At 64.3% G+C, this 21,789-nt stretch carries 27 protein-coding genes and 2 pseudogenes; 14 read left to right on the forward strand and 15 right to left on the reverse strand.

The genetic code is table 11. The features are described 5' to 3' along the window. Nucleotides 1-3: 3 nt before the first annotated feature. Both CDO81_RS29255 and CDO81_RS08530 read left to right on the forward strand, forming a co-directional pair. Complete coding sequence (locus CDO81_RS29255) at nucleotides 4-645, forward strand: TniQ family protein (protein WP_420917021.1); 642 nt, start codon at nucleotides 4-6, stop codon at nucleotides 643-645. A gap of 67 nt (nucleotides 646-712) precedes the next feature. Further along, entirely contained in the window at nucleotides 713-937 is a 225-nt protein-coding gene (locus tag CDO81_RS08530) for an antitoxin VbhA family protein (protein WP_088482753.1), read from the forward strand. A 98-nt stretch (nucleotides 938-1,035) separates the two neighbouring features. On the opposite strand, the gene CDO81_RS08535 is transcribed toward CDO81_RS08530, so the two are convergent. From CDO81_RS08535 to CDO81_RS08555, 4 genes are all read right to left on the reverse strand, one after another. Beyond that, a complete protein-coding gene (locus tag CDO81_RS08535; RefSeq protein ID WP_088482754.1) occupies nucleotides 1,036-1,281 on the reverse strand; it encodes a helix-turn-helix domain-containing protein in 246 nt (81 codons plus the stop codon). 597 nt (nucleotides 1,282-1,878) lie between these two features. Next, nucleotides 1,879-2,742, reverse strand: a complete 864-nt coding sequence (locus CDO81_RS08545) for a GIY-YIG nuclease family protein (protein ID WP_158218195.1) — start codon at nucleotides 2,740-2,742, stop codon at nucleotides 1,879-1,881. Between the two features lie 46 nt (nucleotides 2,743-2,788). Then, entirely contained in the window at nucleotides 2,789-3,316 is a 528-nt protein-coding gene (locus tag CDO81_RS08550; RefSeq protein ID WP_088482757.1) for a hypothetical protein, read from the reverse strand. Then, on the reverse strand, nucleotides 3,300-3,818 hold the full coding sequence (locus tag CDO81_RS08555) for a Panacea domain-containing protein (RefSeq protein ID WP_088482758.1): 519 nt from the start codon (nucleotides 3,816-3,818) through the stop codon (nucleotides 3,300-3,302). The genes CDO81_RS08550 and CDO81_RS08555 overlap by 17 nt, the downstream gene beginning before the upstream one ends. Before the next feature lie 420 nt (nucleotides 3,819-4,238). Between CDO81_RS08555 and CDO81_RS27520 the strand changes: the two genes are divergently transcribed. After that, complete coding sequence (locus CDO81_RS27520) at nucleotides 4,239-7,502, forward strand: hypothetical protein (protein WP_158218196.1); 3,264 nt, start codon at nucleotides 4,239-4,241, stop codon at nucleotides 7,500-7,502. Nucleotides 7,503-7,869: 367 nt separating this feature from the next. Here CDO81_RS27520 and CDO81_RS27990 read toward each other — a convergent pair whose 3' ends face one another. After that, nucleotides 7,870-8,013 (reverse strand): hypothetical protein, encoded by a 144-nt coding sequence (locus tag CDO81_RS27990; protein ID WP_158218197.1) that lies wholly within the window; start codon nucleotides 8,011-8,013, stop codon nucleotides 7,870-7,872. A gap of 606 nt (nucleotides 8,014-8,619) precedes the next feature. Between CDO81_RS27990 and CDO81_RS27525 the strand changes: the two genes are divergently transcribed. Continuing rightward, complete coding sequence (locus tag CDO81_RS27525; protein ID WP_144397172.1) at nucleotides 8,620-8,880, forward strand: hypothetical protein; 261 nt, start codon at nucleotides 8,620-8,622, stop codon at nucleotides 8,878-8,880. A gap of 101 nt (nucleotides 8,881-8,981) precedes the next feature. Here the strand turns inward: CDO81_RS27525 and CDO81_RS08560 are convergent. The 6 genes and pseudogenes from CDO81_RS08560 to CDO81_RS08575 form a co-directional block, all read right to left on the reverse strand. Continuing rightward, nucleotides 8,982-9,443, reverse strand: a pseudogene (locus CDO81_RS08560) (methyl-accepting chemotaxis protein); the annotation flags it as partial. A 49-nt stretch (nucleotides 9,444-9,492) separates the two neighbouring features. Beyond that, a pseudogene (locus CDO81_RS29260) lies at nucleotides 9,493-9,756 on the reverse strand (hypothetical protein); the annotation flags it as partial. Nucleotides 9,757-9,762: 6 nt separating this feature from the next. Then, nucleotides 9,763-9,915, reverse strand: coding sequence for a hypothetical protein (locus tag CDO81_RS27995; protein ID WP_158218198.1), 153 nt, complete (start codon nucleotides 9,913-9,915; stop codon nucleotides 9,763-9,765). A 146-nt stretch (nucleotides 9,916-10,061) separates the two neighbouring features. Continuing rightward, nucleotides 10,062-10,775 (reverse strand): CsgG/HfaB family protein, encoded by a 714-nt coding sequence (locus CDO81_RS08570; RefSeq protein ID WP_158218199.1) that lies wholly within the window; start codon nucleotides 10,773-10,775, stop codon nucleotides 10,062-10,064. 145 nt (nucleotides 10,776-10,920) lie between these two features. Next, the gene (locus CDO81_RS28000; RefSeq protein WP_158218200.1) at nucleotides 10,921-11,067 is read right to left on the reverse strand and encodes a hypothetical protein; all 147 of its coding nucleotides are present in this window, start codon (nucleotides 11,065-11,067) and stop codon (nucleotides 10,921-10,923) included. 48 nt (nucleotides 11,068-11,115) lie between these two features. Then, the gene (locus tag CDO81_RS08575) at nucleotides 11,116-11,415 is read right to left on the reverse strand and encodes a hypothetical protein (RefSeq protein ID WP_088482762.1); all 300 of its coding nucleotides are present in this window, start codon (nucleotides 11,413-11,415) and stop codon (nucleotides 11,116-11,118) included. Between the two features lie 491 nt (nucleotides 11,416-11,906). Between CDO81_RS08575 and CDO81_RS08580 the strand changes: the two genes are divergently transcribed. The 3 genes from CDO81_RS08580 to CDO81_RS08590 are packed head-to-tail and all read left to right on the forward strand — an operon-like array spanning nucleotide 11,907 to nucleotide 15,077. Next, nucleotides 11,907-13,064, forward strand: coding sequence for a C1 family peptidase (locus CDO81_RS08580; RefSeq protein WP_158218201.1), 1,158 nt, complete (start codon nucleotides 11,907-11,909; stop codon nucleotides 13,062-13,064). A gap of 25 nt (nucleotides 13,065-13,089) precedes the next feature. After that, nucleotides 13,090-14,499 carry a hypothetical protein gene (locus CDO81_RS08585; protein WP_088482764.1) on the forward strand — a complete coding sequence of 470 codons (1,410 nt, stop codon included), beginning with the start codon at nucleotides 13,090-13,092 and terminating at the stop codon, nucleotides 14,497-14,499. Continuing rightward, nucleotides 14,496-15,077, forward strand: coding sequence for a hypothetical protein (locus CDO81_RS08590; RefSeq protein ID WP_088482765.1), 582 nt, complete (start codon nucleotides 14,496-14,498; stop codon nucleotides 15,075-15,077). The genes CDO81_RS08585 and CDO81_RS08590 overlap by 4 nt, the downstream gene beginning before the upstream one ends. A 27-nt stretch (nucleotides 15,078-15,104) precedes the next feature. Here the strand turns inward: CDO81_RS08590 and CDO81_RS28725 are convergent, their stop codons facing one another. Together CDO81_RS28725 and CDO81_RS28730 are read right to left on the reverse strand one after the other, a co-directional pair. Beyond that, nucleotides 15,105-15,716: a DNA-3-methyladenine glycosylase I gene (locus CDO81_RS28725; protein ID WP_088482766.1), complete on the reverse strand. Its 612-nt coding sequence runs from the start codon at nucleotides 15,714-15,716 to the stop codon at nucleotides 15,105-15,107. Further along, the gene (locus CDO81_RS28730) at nucleotides 15,713-16,465 is read right to left on the reverse strand and encodes a substrate-binding periplasmic protein (RefSeq protein WP_088482767.1); all 753 of its coding nucleotides are present in this window, start codon (nucleotides 16,463-16,465) and stop codon (nucleotides 15,713-15,715) included. Before CDO81_RS28730 ends, CDO81_RS28725 begins: the two co-directional genes overlap by 4 nt. A gap of 64 nt (nucleotides 16,466-16,529) precedes the next feature. On the opposite strand from CDO81_RS28730, the gene apaG reads away from it, so the two are divergent. Both apaG and CDO81_RS08610 read left to right on the forward strand, forming a co-directional pair. Then, nucleotides 16,530-16,904, forward strand: a complete 375-nt coding sequence (gene apaG, locus CDO81_RS08605) for a Co2+/Mg2+ efflux protein ApaG (RefSeq protein ID WP_088482768.1) — start codon at nucleotides 16,530-16,532, stop codon at nucleotides 16,902-16,904. Between the two features lie 69 nt (nucleotides 16,905-16,973). After that, nucleotides 16,974-18,944 (forward strand): site-specific recombinase, encoded by a 1,971-nt coding sequence (locus CDO81_RS08610; RefSeq protein ID WP_088482769.1) that lies wholly within the window; start codon nucleotides 16,974-16,976, stop codon nucleotides 18,942-18,944. Here CDO81_RS08610 and CDO81_RS28735 read toward each other — a convergent pair whose 3' ends face one another. Then, nucleotides 18,945-19,085 carry a hypothetical protein gene (locus tag CDO81_RS28735; RefSeq protein ID WP_241516942.1) on the reverse strand — a complete coding sequence of 47 codons (141 nt, stop codon included), beginning with the start codon at nucleotides 19,083-19,085 and terminating at the stop codon, nucleotides 18,945-18,947. It abuts the gene before it with no gap. On the opposite strand from CDO81_RS28735, the gene mltA reads away from it, so the two are divergent. Then, nucleotides 19,072-20,163 carry a murein transglycosylase A gene (gene mltA / locus CDO81_RS08615; protein WP_241516923.1) on the forward strand — a complete coding sequence of 364 codons (1,092 nt, stop codon included), beginning with the start codon at nucleotides 19,072-19,074 and terminating at the stop codon, nucleotides 20,161-20,163. The two genes, CDO81_RS28735 and mltA, sit on opposite strands and share 14 nt — an antisense overlap. Nucleotides 20,164-20,174: 11 nt before the next feature. Here the strand turns inward: mltA and CDO81_RS08620 are convergent, their stop codons facing one another. Beyond that, entirely contained in the window at nucleotides 20,175-20,456 is a 282-nt protein-coding gene (locus CDO81_RS08620; protein ID WP_088482771.1) for a DUF427 domain-containing protein, read from the reverse strand. 26 nt (nucleotides 20,457-20,482) lie between these two features. On the opposite strand from CDO81_RS08620, the gene CDO81_RS08625 reads away from it, so the two are divergent. The 4 genes from CDO81_RS08625 to CDO81_RS08640 are packed head-to-tail and all read left to right on the forward strand — an operon-like array spanning nucleotide 20,483 to nucleotide 21,763. Continuing rightward, nucleotides 20,483-20,719 (forward strand): hypothetical protein, encoded by a 237-nt coding sequence (locus tag CDO81_RS08625; RefSeq protein WP_088482772.1) that lies wholly within the window; start codon nucleotides 20,483-20,485, stop codon nucleotides 20,717-20,719. Between the two features lie 9 nt (nucleotides 20,720-20,728). Further along, nucleotides 20,729-21,019, forward strand: a complete 291-nt coding sequence (locus tag CDO81_RS08630) for a nucleotidyltransferase family protein (RefSeq protein ID WP_088482773.1) — start codon at nucleotides 20,729-20,731, stop codon at nucleotides 21,017-21,019. Beyond that, nucleotides 21,016-21,369, forward strand: coding sequence for a HepT-like ribonuclease domain-containing protein (locus CDO81_RS08635; RefSeq protein ID WP_088482774.1), 354 nt, complete (start codon nucleotides 21,016-21,018; stop codon nucleotides 21,367-21,369). The genes CDO81_RS08630 and CDO81_RS08635 overlap by 4 nt, the downstream gene beginning before the upstream one ends. Further along, complete coding sequence (locus CDO81_RS08640) at nucleotides 21,359-21,763, forward strand: c-type cytochrome (protein WP_088482775.1); 405 nt, start codon at nucleotides 21,359-21,361, stop codon at nucleotides 21,761-21,763. The genes CDO81_RS08635 and CDO81_RS08640 overlap by 11 nt, the downstream gene beginning before the upstream one ends. The last annotated feature ends 26 nt before the right edge of the window (nucleotides 21,764-21,789 follow it).

Here is a 21,789-nt window from a genome sequence, read left to right on the forward strand (position 1 = left end):
CCGATGCCCTTGGAATGGGAGGCCCCCAGCGGCTGGCTCGGTCGCCTCTCGTTGGCCCAGGGCTGTCGAGTCGTCGAGGTGAAGCACTTTCTTGGCCTTGCCGCTCGCGGCGTGCGGGACGTGGACAGTGCGTTTGTCGGGGACATTGCGAGCGTCGTGCGCTACCGATGTGGCCTACCCCCAACAGCATTTCGCCGCGTCGAGGTCGCCTTGCAGTCCATGGATGTCCAGTGGCTTCGTCATGCCGGGTGGCCACGCTTTCGCTACTGCCCGCTTTGTCTCTCCGAACGTCAAACGCCCTACTTCGACATTTATTGGCGCTTCCTACACTTTGGCGTCTGCCTTGTTCATGGCTGCGACCTTCAACTGAGGTGCCCGGGATGCCAAGGCCAGATCAGCGCACCGAGCGATGTTTTCAAGTCGGCAGCCGGGCGCGCGGGTTGCGCCTCTCAGAATCACTGTCAGCGGTGCTCTTGGGATCTGGCGCGGGCACCGGCAATGCCGAGCAGGCATGGCCTACCGCTGGCTGAAGATCTCGAGGCCAGGTTGCTCGAACCGCAAGCGCCGGTGCCCAAGGAGCCTTCCGCAAGAGCACGAAATCGAGTCAAGGTCCCCGATAGTTGGCCGTGGCTGACAGAGCGCTAAAGTCAAGCATGGACAGGCCGATCTTCATCGCCCCGGCCATGTTGGGCACTGGCTGCGGGGGAATCGCATGACGAAGTTGAGCAAGGCCGAACGACGCCTGGCGCACGAACAAGCGTTGGCCAGTGTGCGCATCGAGGGTTTCGAACCGAGTCCCGAGTTCCTGGCAGACTGCGAAGCGGTGGTGGAAGGCGCCATGACGAACGCCGCGGCCCGAGCAGCGAGCCTGGCACGAGCCTTGGCCAAGGATCAGGCAGCCGCAGAACGCAGAGGTGTGCCTCGCACGCCTGACTGACACCTGTGGCGTTCCACTTTCGCGGTGCGCGGCGCGCGTGCAGTGAGGGCTGAAGCCTGCGTGCGTACCGCGAGAACCATCGCGGCGAACTGTTGGACCTAGAGGCCTGCCTCGGCCATCAACTCCGCCAGTGTCATGTCCAGCGCGCTCGCGACGCGCGCGACAGATACGAAACCGGGATTTTGCTGACCTCGTTCGATGCTGCTCATGTACGCGCGATCGATTTCGCTGCGATGGGCCAGTTCTTCCTGGGAGATCTGCCGATCTATGCGCGCCTGACGTATGGCCTGCCCAAGGGCGACCAGCACGGGGTGCTGTGCGTGGCGCGGCGAGGCAATTGGCATCCAAGCATCGTCCGCATATGATGACGATCACACCACGGCCGATCTTCCACATGGGGCGGCGGCGCGGTGCCGCTCGGCTGAGCCCATCGAAGGAGAACATGGATGTTCAGGGCTGATGCAATGCACCGTGTGCGAATGCCGTCCGCCGTATCGGCGCTCGACGCGGGCTCGGCGTACTACGAGCTGATCGAGCCCATCGCCAATCTGCCTACCTGGCTGATACACGTTCTGCCTAGCCCTGCTGCGTCGGACGACATGCCTCGGTGGCGACGGCTGATGACGACCAGCCTGCCGTACGCGCTCAGCGTCATGGCTAGCAGGGAGTGGCTTCGGGTGCGGCTGTACGTCCTCTTGCCGCCCAGTTCGCCCACCGAGGAGGGCGCGTCTACGGCCCAATGCCTGTCTGTCTGGGAGTGCCGGGAGCCACGTGGCAAAGAAGTGTGCTGGCTCGTCGACACCGACTGCGGTGCCGTTGTGGACAGCGCGTTCGGCACGCGGCCAGCGCAGGCGAAGAGGATCCGATTGCTTTGGTCGGACGATACCGCTCGCTAGCTGCCAGAGGCAGCACGGAGCGTCAGCGGAACAGCATCGATAGCGCTAGCGCTGTGCGTGCGCGCCATCGTCAGCGGCTTGCGCTGCGGCCTCCCTAAGACGCCAGCGCATCTCAGGAAACAGCAGCGAGACGAATGGGTCGTATCGCCGGTCCGGCACTCGCTGGCTGGAACCCGCAGCAAAGTCCTCGACCCGCCGGTGCTGCGCATCCGTGGCGTCGGGTCGGTAGGCGTCCCACGCAATCAGGAAGAGGTGCGTCCACGGCTGCACTGCACCTCGCCCCATCTGCATGCCGCTGGTTAGCACCGCGAAGACATCTTGAAGCTTGAAGCCGATCACGCGGTTGCATCGGATGGACAGCAGCACGCGCAGCACACCTTTGGCCCCCCAGAACTTCTCCTCCAGCGCGGGCTCTAGGTCCGGACGCCAGTGGCGGTGCTCGCGCAGGCCCATCAAGTGGGCCACTAACGGGGCGCGGGCCGCATCGCTGGCGTTGGCGGCGTGGTAGCTCTCCGCCAGGGTCAACAGCGTCTGCATAGCTGTCGCCCAGTCGCTGGGTGGCTGTGCCGGCGAGAGGGTCGACTGCAGCACTCGGTCCCAATGACCATGCGATCGCAGTTGCGCTTCGACTTCCTTGTCATCGAGTGCGCAGAAAAATCCTCCTCGCACCTTCTGCCAGCCATGCTCGATCATCATCCGAACGGTGATCTCGTTCTCCAGCAACTCAGCGGCCCTGTAGTCGGCCACCTCGTGCTGGTGCTGGAACAGGACTCGGATCGGCTCGTGCAGCCTGGTCCACACCGCGCCTTTGCCGTTGACGTGCTGGCGGTGCCGTCGGACGAAGTTGTCAGAGATGCCGACGTAGAAGTGGTCGCCGGTCAGCTCCAACACATAGAACCATTTGCGCATGCCTGGGAGCCCCGCGCGCTGGCAGCTCATACTAGGCCGACCAGCGCTACTGGGCGATGTCGTCGCCCGGCTCTTTGGCGCTGGCGCGTTTGGCCCTAGACACGCGCGCACGAGCCGCCGGCTTGGCCGGCGCCGGTGCCGCCGTCCGCGACATGATGGACTGGCCGTTCTTGGGGAACAGATAGTTGGCCACGATGGTGAAGATGCCCAGCACGTTCAGCGTTGTGCCGCCCACCAGCGCGAGCAAGACTTTCGTGTCCAGCGTAAAGTGCGTGAAGGCACTGAAGCCTGAGAGTGCCAGGAACGCCGCCAGCCCCACCAGCCACCACACGACAAGCAAGAAGATCTTGTTTGCGTACGACTTGCGCGACCTGATGACCTCGTCGATCTGACGAAGCTCACGCATGTGAAATGCGCGTTTGACCTTGCGCTCGTACGCCTCGTCATCCTCGGCCTCAGCCGAGCCGTAGGTCTGCAACTCTTGTTGGTACAGCCTAGACTGCCCGTCGCTGTCCGCCGCGGCAGACAGATCGGGCCCAATCAGCGAGAGATCGTCGTCAAGCTGCGGCGGCACGCTTGGCCCGGTTCTTCTCCGCCTCCTGGCGGAAGTACGTACGAATGAGATCGTCGTCGATGGGCACGCTGCGCATGTCTCCGTCGTACTTCTTGCGGGCAAGGTCCCACGGCGAATTCGGCAGATGCGTGAGGTTGGAGAGCTGCACGGCTGTGAGCTTGCCGTACGTGTTCCACACGCTGTCCATCAGCTTCTTGACGCCTATGTCATCGTTGCGCACGGCCGGTACTTGGTACTCGAAATCTTCGAGATCCAGCTCCGTGGCTCGGCCCGTGATGGCGCCAGCGCGCTCGTGCTTGAACTCGTGATAGAGCGAGGGCACCACCGGGCCAAACTGCCACGCCTCGATCGGGTCGGAGATGAGCGGCTCATCGTTGAGCCCCAGATGCCAGCCGTGCGCGAAGAACACGAGCTTTTGCAGCTTCATTGGGGTCAGCGTGGTGCCACTGGACTCGGCCTTGTCCAGAAAGTAGTTGGCGACGGCCTTCGCGTCGTAAGCCATGGTGCCCTCCTTTCTGTTGCTATGAGTCGGTAAGTGCTTGCGCGGTAATGTAATTCAAGCCCGCAACTAGGCGCTTGCGTTGCGGCAGGCGAGCGATGAGATCGGTAACTGTACACAAAAACAGCATTCCGTGTGTCTTAAAGCCCCAGCGGTAAGGGCGCTACCAGCTCACTGCGTCACGCTGCCCACCATGGCTAAGCGGTTCTTGCGATTGTCGGGGGACGCCTGGCGAGCACGGCGTTCCGCGCCTATCCAGGAAGTCAGCGCGATCACCGTGCAAGCGACCTTAAGTGCGGTAGAGGAACTTCCCTACTCCCGGCGAGTTCATCCCAAATCTTATTGAGGCGCCCGTGGCGTGGGCCGTACCGAGATAGAACAGAGTAAAGCATCCTTCTATCATGGTTTGGCAACCATTAGAAGGTGAAGGTCGTGACTATCTGCGCCAAATACACAGCATGGATTACTGCTCGCCCCCGCTGTTTGCCGCATGTCAGGGCGCTCGTAATCGTTTTGAGCCCACTAATTGCATATGGGGCAGAAACTGATGTTGAGCGTGAAGCACTTCGACGTGAAGCATGGGTGGCTGGCCAAATGTCTGCGATTGAGCGCGATCCACGCCTATTTATTGAATATCAGAAATCGGTTACGGCTGATTATTTTCGCAGAGAAAATAGATTGCTGAACGAGCGATATACACCGAGATTAGGTGACGCAATTCAGGAGCTAGGTAAGCGCACGTGGGATTTCGCTAAATCTGAGGAGGTCGATTTGGCATTAAGCGCTGGCTCTACGATTGGGTCTGGAAACTCAATTGGTAGAACAATAGGCGTTATCAAGACGCTAAGAGACTACGGCATCAGAGTAGACAACATTACAGAAAAATGGAACAAAGCGGAAGCAAAAAAATTCGTTTCTCTCGTTAGAGAGGATATGGAGGTTGTGCTTAGAGATCTTTACGACAAAAGCAATGCGCTTCAGAAACGGTCACTCGGAAAGGGATACAGGCCAGATTTCCTGCAAGAGACTGATGCGATCGGAAAACGCTTTGCAGTAACGCTTCCATATGCCACCGACCGAGAAATATTCGCAGCGGCGCCGGCTGGTCCAATGGCTATTAAGGTATACGAGGCTCTTGCTCGGAAAAGTGACGCCCAGCTTCAAAAAATATTACTTAACAGAGACGATTTTAATAAATTCTTAGCTGAGGAGTTGGGCGGGCAAAAGAAAATAATCGAGTCTTTCGCCGGCGAAATGCAGTCGATGCAAGAGGGACTGTCTGAGTTGCTTGAGGCAAAACGCAAGAGGCAGTCTGCAGACAAAATCGCAAAGGCAAAAGAGGTTTTCGAAAGAAAGTATGAGCGAGCGCATGAGTACACATATGCTGCCGCTGCAGCGCTTCAATTTGTAGATCCGCACATGGCCGCTTTCGTTCAAAACGGGGGATCTGCTGCGCTGGTTATGTCTAAGTCACTCGAGTCACTCGCTTCTGACGGCTTTACAGCGGCCGCAACAGGCAATTTTCTTGGATCCGCTTTTGCGCTCTATTCGCTTTTTTCTCCAGCTGGGCAGGATCCGGCAATGGCGAACATGATGGCGCAATTTCAAGCGCTCACAGACAAGTTGAATGATCTATCAAAGCAGATCAAAGGGCTAGATAAAAAAGTCGATCAATTCATTGCTGCGCAGAATGCTGGTTATTCAGATGTTCGCGATCAGCTGCGAACTATTACTACTGAACTGCGCCAACTTCAAACATCGATAATTGAGAATGAAAACGCCAGAATTCAAGCGGATATAAACTCGCAGGGGCTCATCTGTGCGGACCGCTTGTCGAGTAGGCTATTTTCTGTGGAAAATGTCAACTCTCTGGATGTATATCATCAATGCTTGTGGCGAATGTACGCATTCGGCATCATAGAAGGTTCTAGGCCTGCTGTTGTTTACTCCGCATTTGCCGGCAATCTAGCTGAAAAATCATCATTAGTGCACGTTCGAAAAAAATTAGTTGACGGAGACGATATCGAAACAATGATCAGCGTCCTTGAATTTTTGGAGCGTTATGCCAAAAAGCATTTGGACGTCACAATAAAAACTTCTTCTCTGCGCACTTTCTCACCAGCATTCAATGCTCATGCCGTTGATGAGGCCAGAATATTTTCGCCACGCCTATGGAGCGTCGCCGTACGCAGCCTAATAAATTACCGCCTTGGATTTTCAGAATATGCGCCACCGAGGCAAGCGCCTTCTTCTCGGTATCTTCAGGATTTGGCGGAGATAGGCGAATGGATGAGTGAGAGATTAACTTTGCTGAGTTCGCAGGCGGTGGTTGATCGTTCTATTAAAGTTTACCGGGCGCGTGCGCTGGAGGTGGCTCGACTTAGCGATGCTATATTGCGCGCAGATTTTGCAGAAAGATATCCATCCGCCTTTCATGCTCGACGCCTGGGTGTAAACCTAAAGAATTATCTGGATCTTCCAGTTGCGTATTTTTTGGGATATCTTGGCGATAGAGATTGGCGCACAAATGGGTTCTCGTCAAATTCCGCGCGCGACCTAATTTCGTTGGCAGGGTTGATGGATCTTTTGGAAGATGAGACAACCGCCTATAAAACAACTGGTGACGCTGAAGTTGGCGGCGGCAAGTACTACTGCTATCGGGCCGATTCGAAAATATTTTTTAAGTCGGTTCCGAGGATTGAAATGGGAACGGTGTCTGTCGATGCTTGTGGAAATCTGACAGATGGCGGCATGACGGGCTTGCTGCAGACAGGTAATTTAAAAAATCAAGCGACAAAATTGGCAATTTTCTACGGGAAATATGGTTACGTAAGTCCGCACTTCAATGCTCAATATCCGATCCCCGACGAGCAGCTTGATGGAATAACTATTGATTTTAACGGCCGAACCTATTCGCGCGGAATCGCTAATCTATCAGTTGTCGGTGAAAGCTATCAACCTAATGTTGTCCAAGAGCTTCAGCCCAAGCTGCGTGCTGAAGCAACGAGGGTGACGCTCGCGGCTCATAACAAATATTTCAGTGCGGCTGCAGATGCCCCGACATCCCACCGCTCGATAACGCGGAAAAATGTGTTCGAGCCATTAAATGAGGCTTATGCCGCGATGCTGGTGGCTCTGAGCGCTCGCCATGGCAGTTGCGCTACGCACAATCCCGAGATAAGCAAGATTCGGGTTAATGCAGTAAGTGAGCTTGATCTTGAAAACTATATTGACGGAAAAGACGCTCCGTTGGACCAAGGGTTTTGGCGGCAGTTGAGTCTAACAGTGGATGAGGGGGCCGAGCGACTGCTTAAACAACGCAGGAACACCGATGCTGAGATAAAGTCGCTGGAGGCTATCGTCGAAGGCCTCGAAACGAGCAATGGCATAGGAGCGTCGGATTCCATTGACTTGTATAAGCGAGCACTTCACGACTTTGCAAAGCCCACGGATCCGGCACGCTATCGCTATTGCGCCAGTAGCGGGGCTCCATCATTAATCACGGGAATGCGCGCGATTACTCGGTGGAATGATTTGATGGAATTTGGGGCGAGACGGCCGGCTTTAACGGACGCGCTTTCGAGTGGCGATGATAATCGGCAGATATATAAATGCACAAAACAAGGAGCTGCTACCCTCTTGCAAAATTCGTTGTGTCCGCCTGGATATTTGCAAACCAAGCTCTAAAATAGGGCAATGCAATTGCCTCATGGCGCGGTCTTTGAGCGGAATCAAAGCCGTCGGCGCGCTGCCGAGCACATAAAAGGCGCAGCTGCGTCCCCTCGACGTTCAAGATGAAAACGACGATGAAGCGACATGCCTCATACGAGGTGGGAGAAGGTGTCAACTATCTCAGCGCGTCAAAGCGGCCACGGTACTTGGCTCGTCGACTGGTGGCTGTCCTCCCATGTCGAGTGATGCCCAACGCATGCTCGCAAGACGGTCTACAGCTCGTCTTGGATGGCACCGGTTGGCTGACATCCAGTCCGCCAGGTGAAGATGGAATGGCCAGGATGTTTGGAGGCCAACTTTTGGTCGGCTTCGACGCCTGCCTTTAAGCGACCTTGCGTTGAACAACGGCGTCAGCGCGGGAAACGAAGCTATTGGACAGTGCTTCTACGCCGTTGGGTATCGCGGTCTTCGACGCGATGCGGTCGGCTGCTTCGCGCTTCATCGGCGTAGGGTTGCGCTTGGGCATTTGAAACTCCTGAACTTCCGCGACATTGCTGTCGCCGCAGCGTCTCGACCGATGGCCGGATGCAAGTGGAGTTTTCTGGAAAAGCTGCACAGCAAGGCGGGCGGCCAATGAGGGTCGTAACTGCCCATCGCGGTGGGCCACAGCGAAGGCAGTTCGCACAAGCCTGCCAAGGGGACCAGACTGCGAACCACAGTGCGCCTGTCGTGTTTCCAAAAACTGGCAGTCCTTGGGAGCAGGCTCATTTGGTGAGCCTGCTCAGGGGCACGATAGAGGCATGACTGAAGCTCTAGCCTGCGGCGCGTCGCCACGACATGCACCGACTGACGGCGGTGTCGTGGCCCGTGTGCCTGGCCAGGACATCGCACAGGCCAGAAGATCGCTGCCGGAACCTGCCTGTGCGCTCGATGACGAATTGAGCGTGGAGGTTGACGCCGCACGGATGGGTCGCGTGCGCCTGATCTTCAGGATGCAGCGCTACAGCAGACCCCGGGGCAAGGTCTCCTATTTCTCCTGGCTCTGCCGACACGCCGAGCAAGTTATTGACCCATCGAAACAGGATCCGCTCGGTCCGCGGCACATCTCCCAACGTCCGTCCGAGCCTTCTCCATGAGCGCACCCTCGTTACCTCAGATCCTGCTTCGGAAGGCCCATTCGCCACAGACTGATCTGGACCTCGCGACGGAAGGTGTGCTGCGCTACGTGTGGAGTAGCGAGTGGGGCGGCATGCTCATCGAAGCGCGGGATGGCGTGGTCTACGTCAACGGTCGGCGCGTCGATGCGGCTCCCGCACCGGCCGGCGCCGTGTCGGCTGATGACCGCGTTGCCAGTGTTGAAAGTTCAAAGTTGAGTGACACAAAAAGCCGATAGTTCAGACTTGGGTGAGACACGGGTTCAAAGCCTGCTGACCCGGCCGGAGCCAAGTAGTTGATCTGAGCCGGTTTTCAGTTTTGGGTTGAGCGCAAACCGACAGCCGAGCGAGACGCTTCTTGCGCCAGCTTGAAAACAGCCACGGAATGCACCAGCCCTTGCGCCTGTTGATTCAGCACGCCGGCCGCAGAGGCCATCTGTTCGACAAGCGCCGCATTCTGCTGCGTGGATTCGTCCAGGCGGGCCACGGAGCTGCTGACGTGATGGATTCCGTTGGCCTGTTCCTGCGTGGCGCGGCTGATTTCTGCGATCAGGTCAGCGACACGCTTGACTTCGTCGACAATGGTCGTCATGGCCGAGCCAGCGTCGTTGACGAGGCTGGAGCCAGCGACCACCTTGGTCACACTGGCGTCGATGAGTGCCTTGATCTCCTTGGCTGCCAGCGCACTGCGTTGAGCCAGGTTGCGCACCTCGCCGGCCACGACGGCAAAGCCGCGTCCCTGGTCGCCTGCCCGCGCCGCTTCGACCGAGGCGTTGAGCGCCAGGATGTTGGTTTGAAAGGCTCTGGCCCCAGACCCGCTGCATCAGCTGCTCCCGGCTTACCGGCTCGCCTGACGCGAGTGCGAAGCTGGCAATCACCTGCTGCTCAGCCTCGCTCAAGTCAATTTCGTAGCCCTCCGGCGTGAGCAGGCGTGAACTCCCCGCGGCGAAGGTCCAGGGCGCTTTGGTGGCGCCCGGTGGATGCACCCGTCTCTGCACCGCTTCGATGGCGGCCTGGACCTCTTCAGCGCCTGCGCCTGCAGGCAGCACCAAGTCCGCGCCCGCGCGCAGCAGGCTGGCGATGGGGCTGCCGCCGTCAGGGCACAGCACCACCACGCCGGCCTAGCTGCGCTTGCGGATCAGGCGCACGAGGACCGGCACCGGGAGGCCCTGTTCCAGTGGCGCGATCACGAAGAAGTCGCTGCCCTGCCAGCCTGCCTCCAGCACAAAGTCGTCAGCATCGTCGGCAACGATCACCTCGCCAACCTGCTTCATCGCAAAAGCGGGACCGTGCCCAATCCAGGTCAAACGGTCAACGAGCACAACATCCTCTGTACCAACTTCAAGATCATGTTCATGGGGCAGCCGCAGCGGGACGAGCGTCGCCGCGGCGGTCGAGAGTGTCCCCTCCCAGGGCCTTGCTACTGCGCCGGCTTCTGGTCGAAGCGCAGCGCCAGCAAACGAACACCCTCTTCAAGGCAGCTGCGCAGCCCCTCGTCCAGGCTGTCCTTGCGGCTGCTGGTGTGCGCCACCTCGGGCGTGTAGGCGCTGGCCACCTTGCCGCGCTCGGCCATGACGCGGCTGGCGAGGGCGCCCACGCCTGACACGCTCACCTGCGAGCCTGACAGCTTGCGCCGCACGTTCACGGCATCCACGATGTCGCCCGTGGCGGCGTCGACGATGGAGATATCGACGCCCAGGGAATCCTTGTTGCCGGAGCCGCCGAGCTGCAAGCCGGCGATGTTCACGCCTGTGGACGAGCCGCTGGCAGCGGCGTTGATCTCGGTGATCTCGGCCTGGAAGATGTACTCCGCGCCGCGCAAGGGCTGCTGCGCCACGGTCCCCGTGGTCTGGCCGGCAGCGTTCAGCTGCTTCTCGGCCACAACGCCTCGCGCCAGCTTGGCGCGCTCCACCACGCGGAATTGCCCGGACTTCACCAGCGCCGTCTTGAACATCTCGGTGGCGCCCCGCGAGGGCAGCTCCATCAGGTTGCTGCTCACCTCATAGACGGCCACCGCCACGCGCTGCTCCGGGCTCTTGCGCGGCAGCTTGCGCAAGGACTGGGTGCTGGTCGAGCTGTCTTCGCGCGCCCCCGGGCTTGCGCACCCCGTCATCGCGACAAGTGCCAGCGTCATGCTGCCGGCCAAAGCGCGGCGACGCGCAGGAGAGAACCGAGTGGGGCTGAGCCGTTGAGTCGTCATGGTGCGGTCCGGGAAGTGGGAAGCTCGACCAAGCCAACGCCGTGCACGACCGGAACCGGACATGCGGGCGCGACCTGCATCACAGGGGCGCCGTGACGTTGCGATAGCTCGTGGTGGCCTTGACCGTGGCGCTGTCCTCGCGGCGCGGCAGGCCGTCTTGCGTGCCCACCCAGACCTGAGCCGCTACCACCTCGCCCATCGGGCCCTTGACGGAGAACCTGAACACCTGTGCCGGTGTGCCGTCCACCGTGTCGGTACCACCGCGCTCGCAGCTCTACAGCGCGCGCTCGGCCACCTGCACGGCCTCGCGCAGCTCCTGCACCGTGAATGAAGCCGGCGCCCAAGGCTCCGTGCCCAGGCGCTGGTACAGCTTGCCGTTCGCCTTGATGACCTCCAGGCTCGTGCCCGAGAAGCGCTTGACCGAGTGGAAGGCGGGCGCGTCGATCTGCTTGAGATTGGCCTGGGTGATGGCCTTGGCGCAGGCGGCATCGAGTGCGTGCGCGGCGCCTGGGAGGGCGCAGGCCAGCACAACCGGGAGCAGTGCGCGCTGAGGGCGCGAGCGGCGAAGTTTCATGGCATGTCCTTGTGTCTGATGGCGGGCACGGAGGGACCAACGGCGCCGCGGTGCGAATCCGGACATGCCCGCCAACCGGCCGGCAGCAGGAGGGGCGGGCAGGGGCAAAGGCTGGATGGCACGACATGATGTCCGGATCTGTCTGCGGCCCACGTTGGCGTTTAAAGCCAGCCTGCAAGGACCTCGACATGCCCCCACCGCGCCATCATTGCGTTTTCATCGGCCTCATCGCCTGGGTCGCCACAGGCGCCAGCGTGGCGCAAATCAAATCGGCGCCTCCCTCGCCTCTCAATTGGGGCGGGCCTCCCGCCGGCATGCAGTCGCCCATCCAGAACGCAGCGGGGCTCCCAGGGGCGGTTGCAAGCCCTTTGCCGGCGGAGGCACTGAAAACCCAGCCCAGGGCCTCGCCCCAGCAGGCCTTTGAGGATGCCCAAAAGCTGCACCGCGAACACAGGCTGGCGTTCGGCATTGCCCTCACCCCAGCGCTGGGCATGCCCACGGTCAACTTGCGAGCAGTTGAAGCAGCCTGGCAACGCGCGGCGCAAGTCAATGCGCGTGCGGCCCAGGCGCTGCGCGATGAGGCTGCGGACCGGGCTCGCATGCCCGGGGGCGGAGCCCCGCAGGGCGGGCTGGCCCAGGGCGTGCCTCAGTTGCCTCGTTCGACCAGCGCAGGCCGCTTTGACTGGCGTGACTTCAACATCGTGTCGCCTGTGCGCGATCAAGCGCTGTGCGGCAGCTGCTGGGCGTTTGCCTCGGCCGCTGCGTTCGAGAGCAGCCACCGTCTGCGCAACAACAAGGCCATCGACGTCTCTGAGCAGGCGCTGCTTGACTGCAACACCGGCAGCTGCAACGGGGGCAACACCGGCGATGTCTTTGACCAAGCCCTGCCGGGTGCCGACGGCCTGGTGCTGGAAGCGGACTACGCGCCCTACGGCGCCGCCAAAGCCTCGCGCTGCATGCGCCGCCCTGACGCCGCACGCCTGCACGCGGTGGCGTGGGGCTTTGTGAACGCGGCGCACGCGGTGCCCAGCAATGCGCAGCTCAAGCAGGCTTTGATCGAGCGGGGACCGCTGGCCGTGGGGTTGTTCGCCGGCCGTCTGTTTCAGGCCTACCGCCCCGTGCCCAATGCGAAGAATGGGGCCGAGGTCTTCACCTACGGCGTGGACATGGGCGACAGCTTTGCTCAGCCCTACCCCGACGAGAAGGGCAATGTCAGCACCGCCTGGTTCAAGGTGGCCAAAGATGGCTACCTGCGCGGCACGCACCGGGGTGAACTGCTCAGCGACGTGGATGCCATGGCCAAGGCCTGGCTCGTGGTTGACCACATGGTGCTGCTGGTGGGCTGGGACGACCAGCGCCAGGCGTGGCTCATCAAGAACTCCTGGGGCAGAGACTGGGGCCTGTACGGCGAGAAAGAGGCGGGCTATGGCTGGGTGCGCTACGGCCAGGGCAACCTCGGGGCTTATGCCGCTTGGGTGCAGGCCGCCTACACGCCCCTCGGTCGCGCCACCAGCGAACCCCTGCAACGCCAGACCACCGTCACTCCCCAGCCCAACCGCACGGCGCCCGTGCTGGTGCCGCCGGCGCCTGCGGGCCCGGCGTTGCCCAGCGTCCCGGCCGTCCCCACCACGCTGCCACGCCGGTGGTGAGTTCAGTTCCAACGGGATGCTTCCCATGACACCACGCCTTGTTCTGACAACCGTCCTGTGCACGCTGTTCGCGCATGCGGGCCACGCGCAACCACTGGCACCTGCGCCCGCGGCCTCGGGCCCGATCAAATGGGGCAGCAGCCCCACGGTGCCGGCGCCGTCCGCGTTGTCCAACCCGCAGCCGTCCGCCTTCCCCGCGCGGCCCGTGACGGCCCTGCCGTTGACCCGCGGCGCTCCAGCCGCCGCGCAGCCCCCCAGCGTCGGGGCGCACACGCTGGCGCCCACCCAAGCGCCGGAGCTGAAAACCCCGCAGGACCTGGCCGGCCTGAGCGATACCCAGCCGGTTCGCTATGAAGGCCGCACCACCACGATCAAGGCCCTGCGTGAGTCTTCGCCGCCCCAGGTGCTGAGCAGGGGCAGCGCGGGCGTGACGCAGGCGCAGTGGACGCGCACCGTGCGGGGCCAGGCTCTGAACATCGCCGGCGGCTCGCCCGCAGGGCAGCTGGCTGCCGCCAATGCCGCACTGCGCCAAGCGGTGGAACGCTCAGCCGTCGGCGGCGCTGCCAGTGACCTGCTTCGGCCCAGCAGTGGCGCCCCCTCGGTGCAGCGCTGCAACGGTGTGGACTACGTGCAGCGCAGCGCCGCCAATGCGCCACCGCTCGCCGGCCCTCAGGTGCTCAACCTCAAGCAAAGCCATATCGGCCCTGGCGGTGCGGTCGTGCTGAACGGCCTGTGCTTTGGCGCTTCGCCGGGGCGCGTGCGCTTGATTGGCAACTTCCCGGGCGGCCAACTGCTGCTCAGCACTCCCGTCTGGCGGCACGACGTGGTGTACGCAGAGATCCCCCAGGTGAATGGCGTGGCCAGCCACAACGTGGTGGTGCAGTTGCTCGATGCGCGTGGTGTGCTCGCCAACGAAATGCCCGGCCTGTGGGACACGCCCGCACAGAGCTTTGAAGTGGACTCGGCCCGCGTGTGGGAGGTCGCGCAGTGCGGCAACAACCAGCCGCCGTTTGATGCGCTGTGCCGCTCGGGGGCGACGTTGAACCCGAGCGTCGACGCCAAGACGTTGTCTGCACTCCTGCTTCTGGAGCCCAGTCGTTGGCTCGATGAGGCGCTGCCTGCCACGGCCATCGGCGCGCTGCACCGGCGCATCGACGTGGATCGCCCGGTCGAGCCCTTCCAGGGGCGTGATGTCTATCGCCTCAAGGCCCCAGCGGGCTGCGTGGCCGAGAAGACCTTCTGGAGCCCGACCCTGAACGCCGCGGCCACCGGTTTCACCGCCACGCATCTGGACGAGCGCACCGTGGCCGTGGACTGGCGGGCAGACTTCTGTGTGAAGTACGGCTGGGCGCTCGACCACGACTGGAGCTGCATCGGCAACTACATGAGCCGCAAAACCGTGATCAGCTGCCCGGCGGGGACGACCTTGCCATGAATGACAACAACCGACCACGCCTTCGCCAGCGGGCGCTGCTCCTCCTGGGCGTCTTGCTGGCAGCCTGCAACGCCAAGGCGCCCGAAGACCGTCAGCCCGCGACCGCGCCAGCGCCCGCGGCACCGGCCGCGGCCTGCGCTCGCTTGACCGAGGCGCAAGCGGCCCAGCTGCTGGCACTGCCAGCCACCCGCGCGATGCCCGACCGGGCCGAGAACTGCACCTGGAGCAGCGGCCGCGAGGACACGCCGTTCCCGCTGCTCAACCTCAGCGTCAACCGGCTGGACGACGAGGCCTCGGCAGCCAAGCTCTTCGAAGCCACGGCCCACGTCCAAAGCAAGCTCAACGTTGAAGTGAACCGCACGCTGGGCCAGACGACTCTCAGCGCCGGTCGTGCGCCGCAGGGTTTGGGCGACGAGGCCTGGCTGCAAACAGACGATCTCGCCGGTGCCGACACCGCGCTGCTCGTCATTCGCGCAGGCCGCAGCGTCTACACCGTCAGCGTGGTCGGCATGGGCAAGACGCAAGGCCTGGCCGAGCGGCTGGAAGCCATCGGCCGCTACCTCGTGGCGGCGCGATGACGCCACGAAGACGGGCGACAGGGGCGACTAACCCGGCCGCTCAAACGCGTCCCGCGCCTTCTGCGCCAGCGCCCAGTGATGGCAGCCCGGCTGGTGGTCGTTGATCAGCCCCATGGCCTGCATCAGGGCGTGCATGGTGGTCGGCCCGACGAACTTCCAGCCGCGCTTCTTGAGGTCTTTGGACAGCGCTTCTGACGGGGCGGACTGCGACAGGTTGTGTGCGACCGAATTCTTCGGGGGCTCGAAGCGCCACAGGTAGGCGGCCAGCGACCCTTCGGTGGCGACCAGGTCCACGCAGCGTCCGGCGTTGTGGATGGCGGCTTCGATCTTGCCGCGGTGGCGCACGATGCCCGGGTCGGCGAGTAGCCGGGCGACGTCGGTCGCGTCGAACTGCGCCACGCGGCGATAGTCGAAGCCCGCGAAAGCGGCCCGGAAGGCCTCGCGCTTGTTCAGGATGGTCCGCCACGACAGCCCGCTCTGGAACCCTTCCAGGCAAAGCTTCTCGAACAGCCGGAAGTCGTCCGCCACCGGGCGGCCCCACTCCTCGTCGTGGTAGCGAAGGTATTCGGCGTCGCCGGGGGCGGCGGCGCACCAGGCGCAGCGCGGGCGGCCATCGGGAGGCAGGTACAGGGGCTTCAACGGTATTTCTCTTGCAGCAGGCGCAGCACGCCCTCGCGCTCCAGGCGGCGCAGGGCGTCGGTCAGGCGGTCGACGGTGGGCTGCGGCAGGTCGCTGCGCACGGCGAGGTATTGCGACTCTTCCTGGAAGACCGTGCGGCCCAGGCGCACGCGGTCGGCGAGCCGGGCGTCGCGGATGTGGCGGATCAGGTTCACATCCTGCCCGTAGATGGCATCGGTGCGTCCCAGGGTCAGCATCTGCAGCGCCTCGCGCTCGGAGCTCACCTCCGACAGGTTCACGCCGGCAATGTCGAGCTTGCGCGCCAGCACCGTGCCGCGCGTGACGAGCACGGGCTTGACCTGGCTCATCGTGGCCAGGTCGAGCAGGCTGTCCACGGGGCGCAGGTCGTCCATGCGTTGCACGATGACGTGGCGGATGGTGTACAGCGGCACGGGCACATAGCGCCATTGCCGCTCACGCTCGGGCGAGCGCAGCAGGCAGAAGAAGGCATCCACCTGGCCCTCGCCGAGCATGCGTTCCACGCGCCGCAGCGGCACGAGCTGGTCCAGCCCGGTGAAGCGCAGCCCCGGGTCCACGCGCTCGACGGCATGCAGCACGTCCATGCAGATGCCGGGGCGTTGCGGGCCGCTGTCAGGGTCGTACTTGACGAGGGAACTCGCCTGCTGGACGGTCCGCAGGGTCAGCTCTTGCGCGTGGGCGCCGGTGAGCGCCAGCCCGCCGATCAGGCCACAGCAGGCGCGGCGCAGCATGAGGTTTCAGGCTTTCCTGGGGACATTCGCGCAGCATAGCGCCCGGGGCCGGCAGAATGCACGCATGGCAAAGCCCCAATTCACCTGCACCGTGACCGTCCAGGCCCTGCCCGAGCAGACGCATCTCGAGCAGGGGCTCTACGCCTACAGCTACACCGTCACGCTCGAAAACACCGGCGACGTGCTGTCCCAGCTGATCGGCCGGCACTGGGAGATCACCGATGCACGCGGCCAGGTCCAGGTCGTCGACGGCCTGGCGGTCGTCGGCCACCAGCCGGTGCTGGCGCCGGGCCAGAGCTTCCAGTACAGCTCCTGGGCCCAGATCAGCACGCCGCAGGGCACGATGCGCGGCCGCTTCTTGTGCGTGACCGAGGCCTGCGAGGTGTTCCACACCGAGGTGGAAGAGTTCCTGCTGGCCGACAGCGCCTCGCTGCATTGACCGGCCGCGCCACCGACGCCCGGGCGCGACGATGCCGCGCCCGACACGCCTGAGGCCTTCACGATTGCCATGAACACCGCCAACTGGGACCTCACCGCTTTGCTGAACGCGGCCGACCCGCAGGCGCCGCTGGCCGAGCGCAACCTGTGGCTGGTGCGCCTGCTGGAGTGGCTGCGGCATGCGCCGCGCGACGAGGCTGCGGCCGGTACGCCCAAGGCCATCGTGCGCCTGAAGCACCTGCTCAATGTGCTGGAGCGCCACCCTGAGCACGCCTGGGCCTTTGCCAATGTCATCGGCGGCGTGTGGAACGACGTGGACGCGGTTTCGCTGTTTGCCGAAGTGGGCTTTGCGCCGCGCATGGCGCTGTGGAACGAGTTTCTCGGCCGGCTGCGCCGCCGCCTGCTGCCGGGCACCACCGACACCCGCGACCTCGCCGCGCTGTTCGAGCTGTTGTTCGGCAGCGAGTCCGACGAGGACTGGATCGCCGCCATCGACGACGAGCTGCTGGCGCGCTTGAGCCTCCTGTTCTCGGCCACGCCGGACGACGGCTGGCGCATCGAGGCGCGGGCCGCGATCACGGTGCTCGTCAGCCATGTGCACGCGGCGGGCCTGTCGGGCGCGCTGCGGGTGCGCATGGACGAGCAGCTCGTGCAGGACAAGCCCTTCCACCAGCTGCCGGCCGCCTGGGAGGCGGTGGAGCGCGCGATGACGGCAGGCGACGCCGCGGCCCTGTCGCCGGCCACGCAGTACCTGCGCGCGCTGCTGGACCGCTGCCGCACCGCCGCCCTCACGGTGCCCGAGCACCTGGAGGCGCATGGGGTGTCGGTGGACCTGATGTTCTCGGTCGAGCAGCTCACTGCCCGGCTGGACCGCATCGAGGCGCTGCTGGCCTGCCTGCTGTCAGACGAGCCTCAGCGCGAACTGCTGCGCCTGGTGGCCGGCCTGGTGCGCGTGGTGCATGAACGGCGCAGCCTGCGCACGCTGTTCGCCCGCCACTACTCGCTGCTGGCCCGCAAGGTGGCCGAGCGCAGCGCCGAGACCGGCGAGCACTACATCACCCGCAACCGTGACGAGTACCGCGACATGCTGCGCCGTGCCGCAGGCGGCGGTGCCGTGATCGCCGGCACCACGCTGTTGAAGTTCCTGATCGCGATGCTGGGCTTCACCGCCTTCTGGGGCGGCTTCTGGGCCGGCGTGAACTACGCGGCGAGCTTTGTCGTCATCCATCTGCTGCACTGGACGGTGGCCACCAAGCAGCCCGCCATGACTGCGCCGGCCATGGCCGACAAGCTGCAGCACATTGACCGCGATGAAGGCGTGGAAGGCTTCGTCGACGAGGTCACGCATCTCGTGCGCTCACAGGTGGCCGGCATCATCGGCAACCTCGCGCTGGCCGCGCCCTTGGTGCTGGCGGTGCAGGGGCTGTGCTGGCTGGCCTTCGGCGCGCCGCTGGTCGGCGAGAAGGAGGCGCTGTATGTGCTGAAGTCGCTGAACCTGCTGGGGCCCTCGCTGTTGTTCGCGGCGTTCACCGGCACGTTGCTGTTCGCGTCCAGCCTGATTGCCGGCTGGGTGGAGAACTGGTTTGTCTTCCACCGCCTGGACAGCGCCATCGCGTGGAACCCGCGCATCGTGGGCCTGCTGGGGCGCAGCCGGGCGCAGAAGTGGTCGCGCTGGTGGCGCGCCAACATCTCCGGCCTCACGGCCAACATCAGCCTGGGCCTGATGCTCGGCGTGGTGCCGGCGCTCGGCGGCTTCTTCGGCCTGGGCCTGGAGGTGCGTCACGTGACGCTGGCCACGGGTCAGCTCGCCGCTGCGGTGGGCGCGCTCGGCGTGGGCGTGATGGCGACCTGGGCCTTCTGGTCGTGCGTGATCTGCATTGCCGGCATCGGCATGCTGAATGTCGGCGTGAGTTTCTTCTGCGCCTTCAAGGTGGCGATGCGATCACGCGGCATCCGGCTCGCTGACCGGCGGCGGGTGTATGCCGCCATTCGCAGCCGCCTGCGCCGGGCGCCGATCAGCTTCCTGGTGCCGCCGCGTTGATCAGTCCTCCTTGCGCTCGCCCTTGTTGCGACCGGCGAACATGGTCCACCAGATGATGAAGACGAAGATCAGCAGCGCGCCGAGGGCTTCGAGGGCAAGGAGCAGCATGGCGTGGTGGGCGCGGGGGATGGTGGCCGTCATTCTAGGAAGCCTGGCCGCCTGCTCGTCGCCGCCGCTGCAGTCGCCGTCACCAACGCCCGGCTCGCCCGCCTCGACACCGGTGCCGGCCGCGCCGTCGGCGCGCTCCGCACAGCGCTGGGTGGCCGCCGACTGGCGCGACCTGCCCGGCTGGGGCAGCGACGACCTGCTTGCCGCCTGGCCGGCGCTGCTCGCCGGCTGCCAGCGGCCGGCGCCGGGCTGGGCCGAGTTCTGCGCACGCGCTGCGCTTCAGTCACCCGCCGACCCGATGGAGGCCGCCGTGCTGCTGATGAAGCACCTGCGCCCCTGGCGGCTGGCGGCCGACACCGGCGAGACGACCGGGCTGCTGACCGGCTACTTCGAACCCCAGCTGGCCGCTCGCCGCAGCCGCCAGGGCACTTTCCAGTGGGCCTTGCACGCACTGCCGGCTGACCCGGCGCTGCGTCGCACGCCGCGCCGCGACATCGACGCCAACCCGCGCTTCGCGGCGCTGGAGCTGGCCTATGTGGACGACCCCTTCGGCCTGCTGCAATTGCAGATCCAGGGCTCCGGCCGGCTGGCGGTGCGCGATGCCGCCGGGGTGGAGCGCATCACCCGCGTCGCCTATGCCGGGCACAACGACCAGCCCTTCCAGTCGGTCGTGCGCGCGCTGCTGGATCGCGGCGAGATCAGCGACGCCACGCCGCGCACGCTGGCCGCCTGGGCCAGCCGCAACCCCACCCGCATCAACGACGCGCTGGCCGTCAACCCACGGGTCGTCTACTTCCGTGAGGAGCCGCTGCCCGACGCCAACATCGGCCCGCGCGGGGCCCAGGGCGTGCCGCTGACGCCAGGGCGCTCGGTGGCGGTGGACCGCAGCGTCATCGCGCTCGGCACACCGCTCTGGCTGGACAGCACCGAGCCGCTGTCCACCACGCCGATGCGCCGCCTCGTGATGGCGCAGGACACCGGCAGCGCCATCGTGGGTGCGGTGCGGGCCGACCTGTTCTGGGGCTGGGGCGAAGAGGCGGCGCTGAATGCCAGCCGCACCAAGCAGGCCCTGCGGCTGTGGGCCTTGCTACCTCAGGGCGTGACGCCCTGATCAGCGCCCGCTCATTCGGTGACCTTCACGCCCTTCCAGAACGCGTAGCGGCCCTTGATGTTCTCGGCGGCCGGCAGCGGGTCGGGGTAGTACCAGACCGCGTCGGGGTTCATCTCGCCGTTCACCAGCAGGCTCAGGTACTTGGCCTCGCCCTTCCAGGCGCAGCGGCTGACATGGTTGGAGAAGGTCGTGTACTGCTTGTTCAGCGACTCCGGCGGGAAGTAGTGGTTGCCCTCCACGACGACGGTGTCATCGCTTTCGGCCAGGGTGATGCCGTTCCAGACTGCTTTCATGAGGGGTCCTTGGGAGAATGGGGCAGATGAAACGCTACCACTCCCACCTCGGCCGCGACATCGTGCTCACCGGCGGCAGCGCGCGCGACCTCGCGCCGGGCCAGTTCGGCGTGCTGGCCATCGACGGCGGCGCGGGCGGCTGGTCGGTGGTGCACAAGGGCCCGGACGGCGACGTGATGGAACTCAACAACGAGATGCACTTCGAGCTGCCGGAGGATGCGCTGGCGTTCGTGAAGGAGCTGATCGAGATGATGGCGACCTAAACTCCCACCATGCGCCCGTCGTTCGCCCTTGCCGCCCAGCGCGCCGCCGTGCGTGAGGTCACCGGGCGTTTCCGGGCTGCGAACCCGCGCGTGTTCGGCTCCTGCGTTCGCGGCCAGGACACCGAAGGCAGCGATCTCGACCTGCTGGTGGACGCGCTGCCCGGCGCCACCTTGTTCGATCTGGGCGGCCTGCAGCAGACGCTGGAGGACATGCTGGGCGTGCGGGTGGACCTTGTCACCCCGGCAGACCTTCCGCCACGAGTTCGAGCGGCCGTGCTGGCCGAGGCTCAGCCGGTATGAAGCCGACGCGGCTGAAGGACTACCTCGGCCATATCCGCCAGGCGGTTGAGGAAGCCTGCGACTTCGTTTCCGGCATGAGCCGCGAGGAGTTCCAGAACGACCTGCGCACGCAAAAGGCCGTTGAGATGAATCTGGTGGTCATCGGTGAGGCGGCCTCTCGCGTGATGGACCACTACGCCGAGTTCACGCAGCGCCATCCAGAGCTGCCCTGGCGAGAGATGCGCGGCATGCGCAACCGCATGGCGCACGGCTACTTCGAGATCAACCTGGACGTGGTGTGGAGCACGGTGCAGACGGCGTTGCCCGCCTTGCTGGCGCAGCTTGACGCTCTGCCTGACGATGACGCCTGATCGCGTTCGATCCGGCTCCAGGGGCGCGCCGCGCCTGTTCGCAGCACTGCTGGCCCTCGCGCCTGCGCTGGCCTCTGCTGTGGGCGACCCGGCGGCCGGGCGCAAGCTGTTTGCCTCCTGCGCCAACTGCCATGCCGTCGGGCCGGGTGCCCGCAGCGCCTTCGGCCCGCACTTGAATGGCCTGCTCGGCCGGCCTGCGGGCAGCCTGCCGGGCTACAGCTACTCGGCCGGCCTGAAGGCCTCGCGCCTGGTGTGGAATCAGGCCACGCTCACCGCCTTCCTGCGCGAGCCAAGCGCCGTGGTGCCGGGCACCAAGATGCGCTACTGGGGTGTGGGCATCGACGAGAAGAAGGTGGCTGACCTGCTGGCCTATCTGGCCTCGCAGGAGCGCTGAAGGCGGCGAGGGTAGGGGCGCCCGCG

This window comes from Roseateles puraquae, assembly GCF_002205845.1.
GTDB lineage: Bacteria > Pseudomonadota > Gammaproteobacteria > Burkholderiales > Burkholderiaceae_C > Pelomonas > Pelomonas puraquae.

Coding starts and splice junctions, on each gene's coding strand:
- CDO81_RS27525 (WP_144397172.1), top strand. CDS start 8,620: ATGAGCGCACCCTCGTTACCTCAGATCCTGCTTCGGAAGGCCCATTCG.
- CDO81_RS08535 (WP_088482754.1), bottom strand. CDS start 1,281: ATGCCAATTGCCTCGCCGCGCCACGCACAGCACCCCGTGCTGGTCGCC.
- mltA (WP_241516923.1), top strand. CDS start 19,072: ATGGTGGCCGTCATTCTAGGAAGCCTGGCCGCCTGCTCGTCGCCGCCG.
- CDO81_RS08585 (WP_088482764.1), top strand. CDS start 13,090: ATGACACCACGCCTTGTTCTGACAACCGTCCTGTGCACGCTGTTCGCG.
- CDO81_RS08630 (WP_088482773.1), top strand. CDS start 20,729: ATGCGCCCGTCGTTCGCCCTTGCCGCCCAGCGCGCCGCCGTGCGTGAG.
- CDO81_RS08625 (WP_088482772.1), top strand. CDS start 20,483: ATGAAACGCTACCACTCCCACCTCGGCCGCGACATCGTGCTCACCGGC.
- CDO81_RS08590 (WP_088482765.1), top strand. CDS start 14,496: ATGAATGACAACAACCGACCACGCCTTCGCCAGCGGGCGCTGCTCCTC.
- CDO81_RS08635 (WP_088482774.1), top strand. CDS start 21,016: ATGAAGCCGACGCGGCTGAAGGACTACCTCGGCCATATCCGCCAGGCG.
- apaG (WP_088482768.1), top strand. CDS start 16,530: ATGGCAAAGCCCCAATTCACCTGCACCGTGACCGTCCAGGCCCTGCCC.
- CDO81_RS08555 (WP_088482758.1), bottom strand. CDS start 3,818: ATGGCTTACGACGCGAAGGCCGTCGCCAACTACTTTCTGGACAAGGCC.
- CDO81_RS08545 (WP_158218195.1), bottom strand. CDS start 2,742: ATGCGCAAATGGTTCTATGTGTTGGAGCTGACCGGCGACCACTTCTAC.
- CDO81_RS08640 (WP_088482775.1), top strand. CDS start 21,359: ATGACGCCTGATCGCGTTCGATCCGGCTCCAGGGGCGCGCCGCGCCTG.
- CDO81_RS08530 (WP_088482753.1), top strand. CDS start 713: ATGACGAAGTTGAGCAAGGCCGAACGACGCCTGGCGCACGAACAAGCG.
- CDO81_RS08620 (WP_088482771.1), bottom strand. CDS start 20,456: ATGAAAGCAGTCTGGAACGGCATCACCCTGGCCGAAAGCGATGACACC.
- CDO81_RS08575 (WP_088482762.1), bottom strand. CDS start 11,415: ATGAAACTTCGCCGCTCGCGCCCTCAGCGCGCACTGCTCCCGGTTGTG.
- CDO81_RS08610 (WP_088482769.1), top strand. CDS start 16,974: ATGAACACCGCCAACTGGGACCTCACCGCTTTGCTGAACGCGGCCGAC.
- CDO81_RS27990 (WP_158218197.1), bottom strand. CDS start 8,013: ATGCCCAAGCGCAACCCTACGCCGATGAAGCGCGAAGCAGCCGACCGC.
- CDO81_RS28735 (WP_241516942.1), bottom strand. CDS start 19,085: ATGACGGCCACCATCCCCCGCGCCCACCACGCCATGCTGCTCCTTGCC.
- CDO81_RS28730 (WP_088482767.1), bottom strand. CDS start 16,465: ATGCTGCGCCGCGCCTGCTGTGGCCTGATCGGCGGGCTGGCGCTCACC.
- CDO81_RS08570 (WP_158218199.1), bottom strand. CDS start 10,775: ATGACGCTGGCACTTGTCGCGATGACGGGGTGCGCAAGCCCGGGGGCG.
- CDO81_RS29255 (WP_420917021.1), top strand. CDS start 4: ATGCCCTTGGAATGGGAGGCCCCCAGCGGCTGGCTCGGTCGCCTCTCG.
- CDO81_RS08580 (WP_158218201.1), top strand. CDS start 11,907: ATGCCCACGGTCAACTTGCGAGCAGTTGAAGCAGCCTGGCAACGCGCG.
- CDO81_RS27995 (WP_158218198.1), bottom strand. CDS start 9,915: ATGAAGCAGGTTGGCGAGGTGATCGTTGCCGACGATGCTGACGACTTT.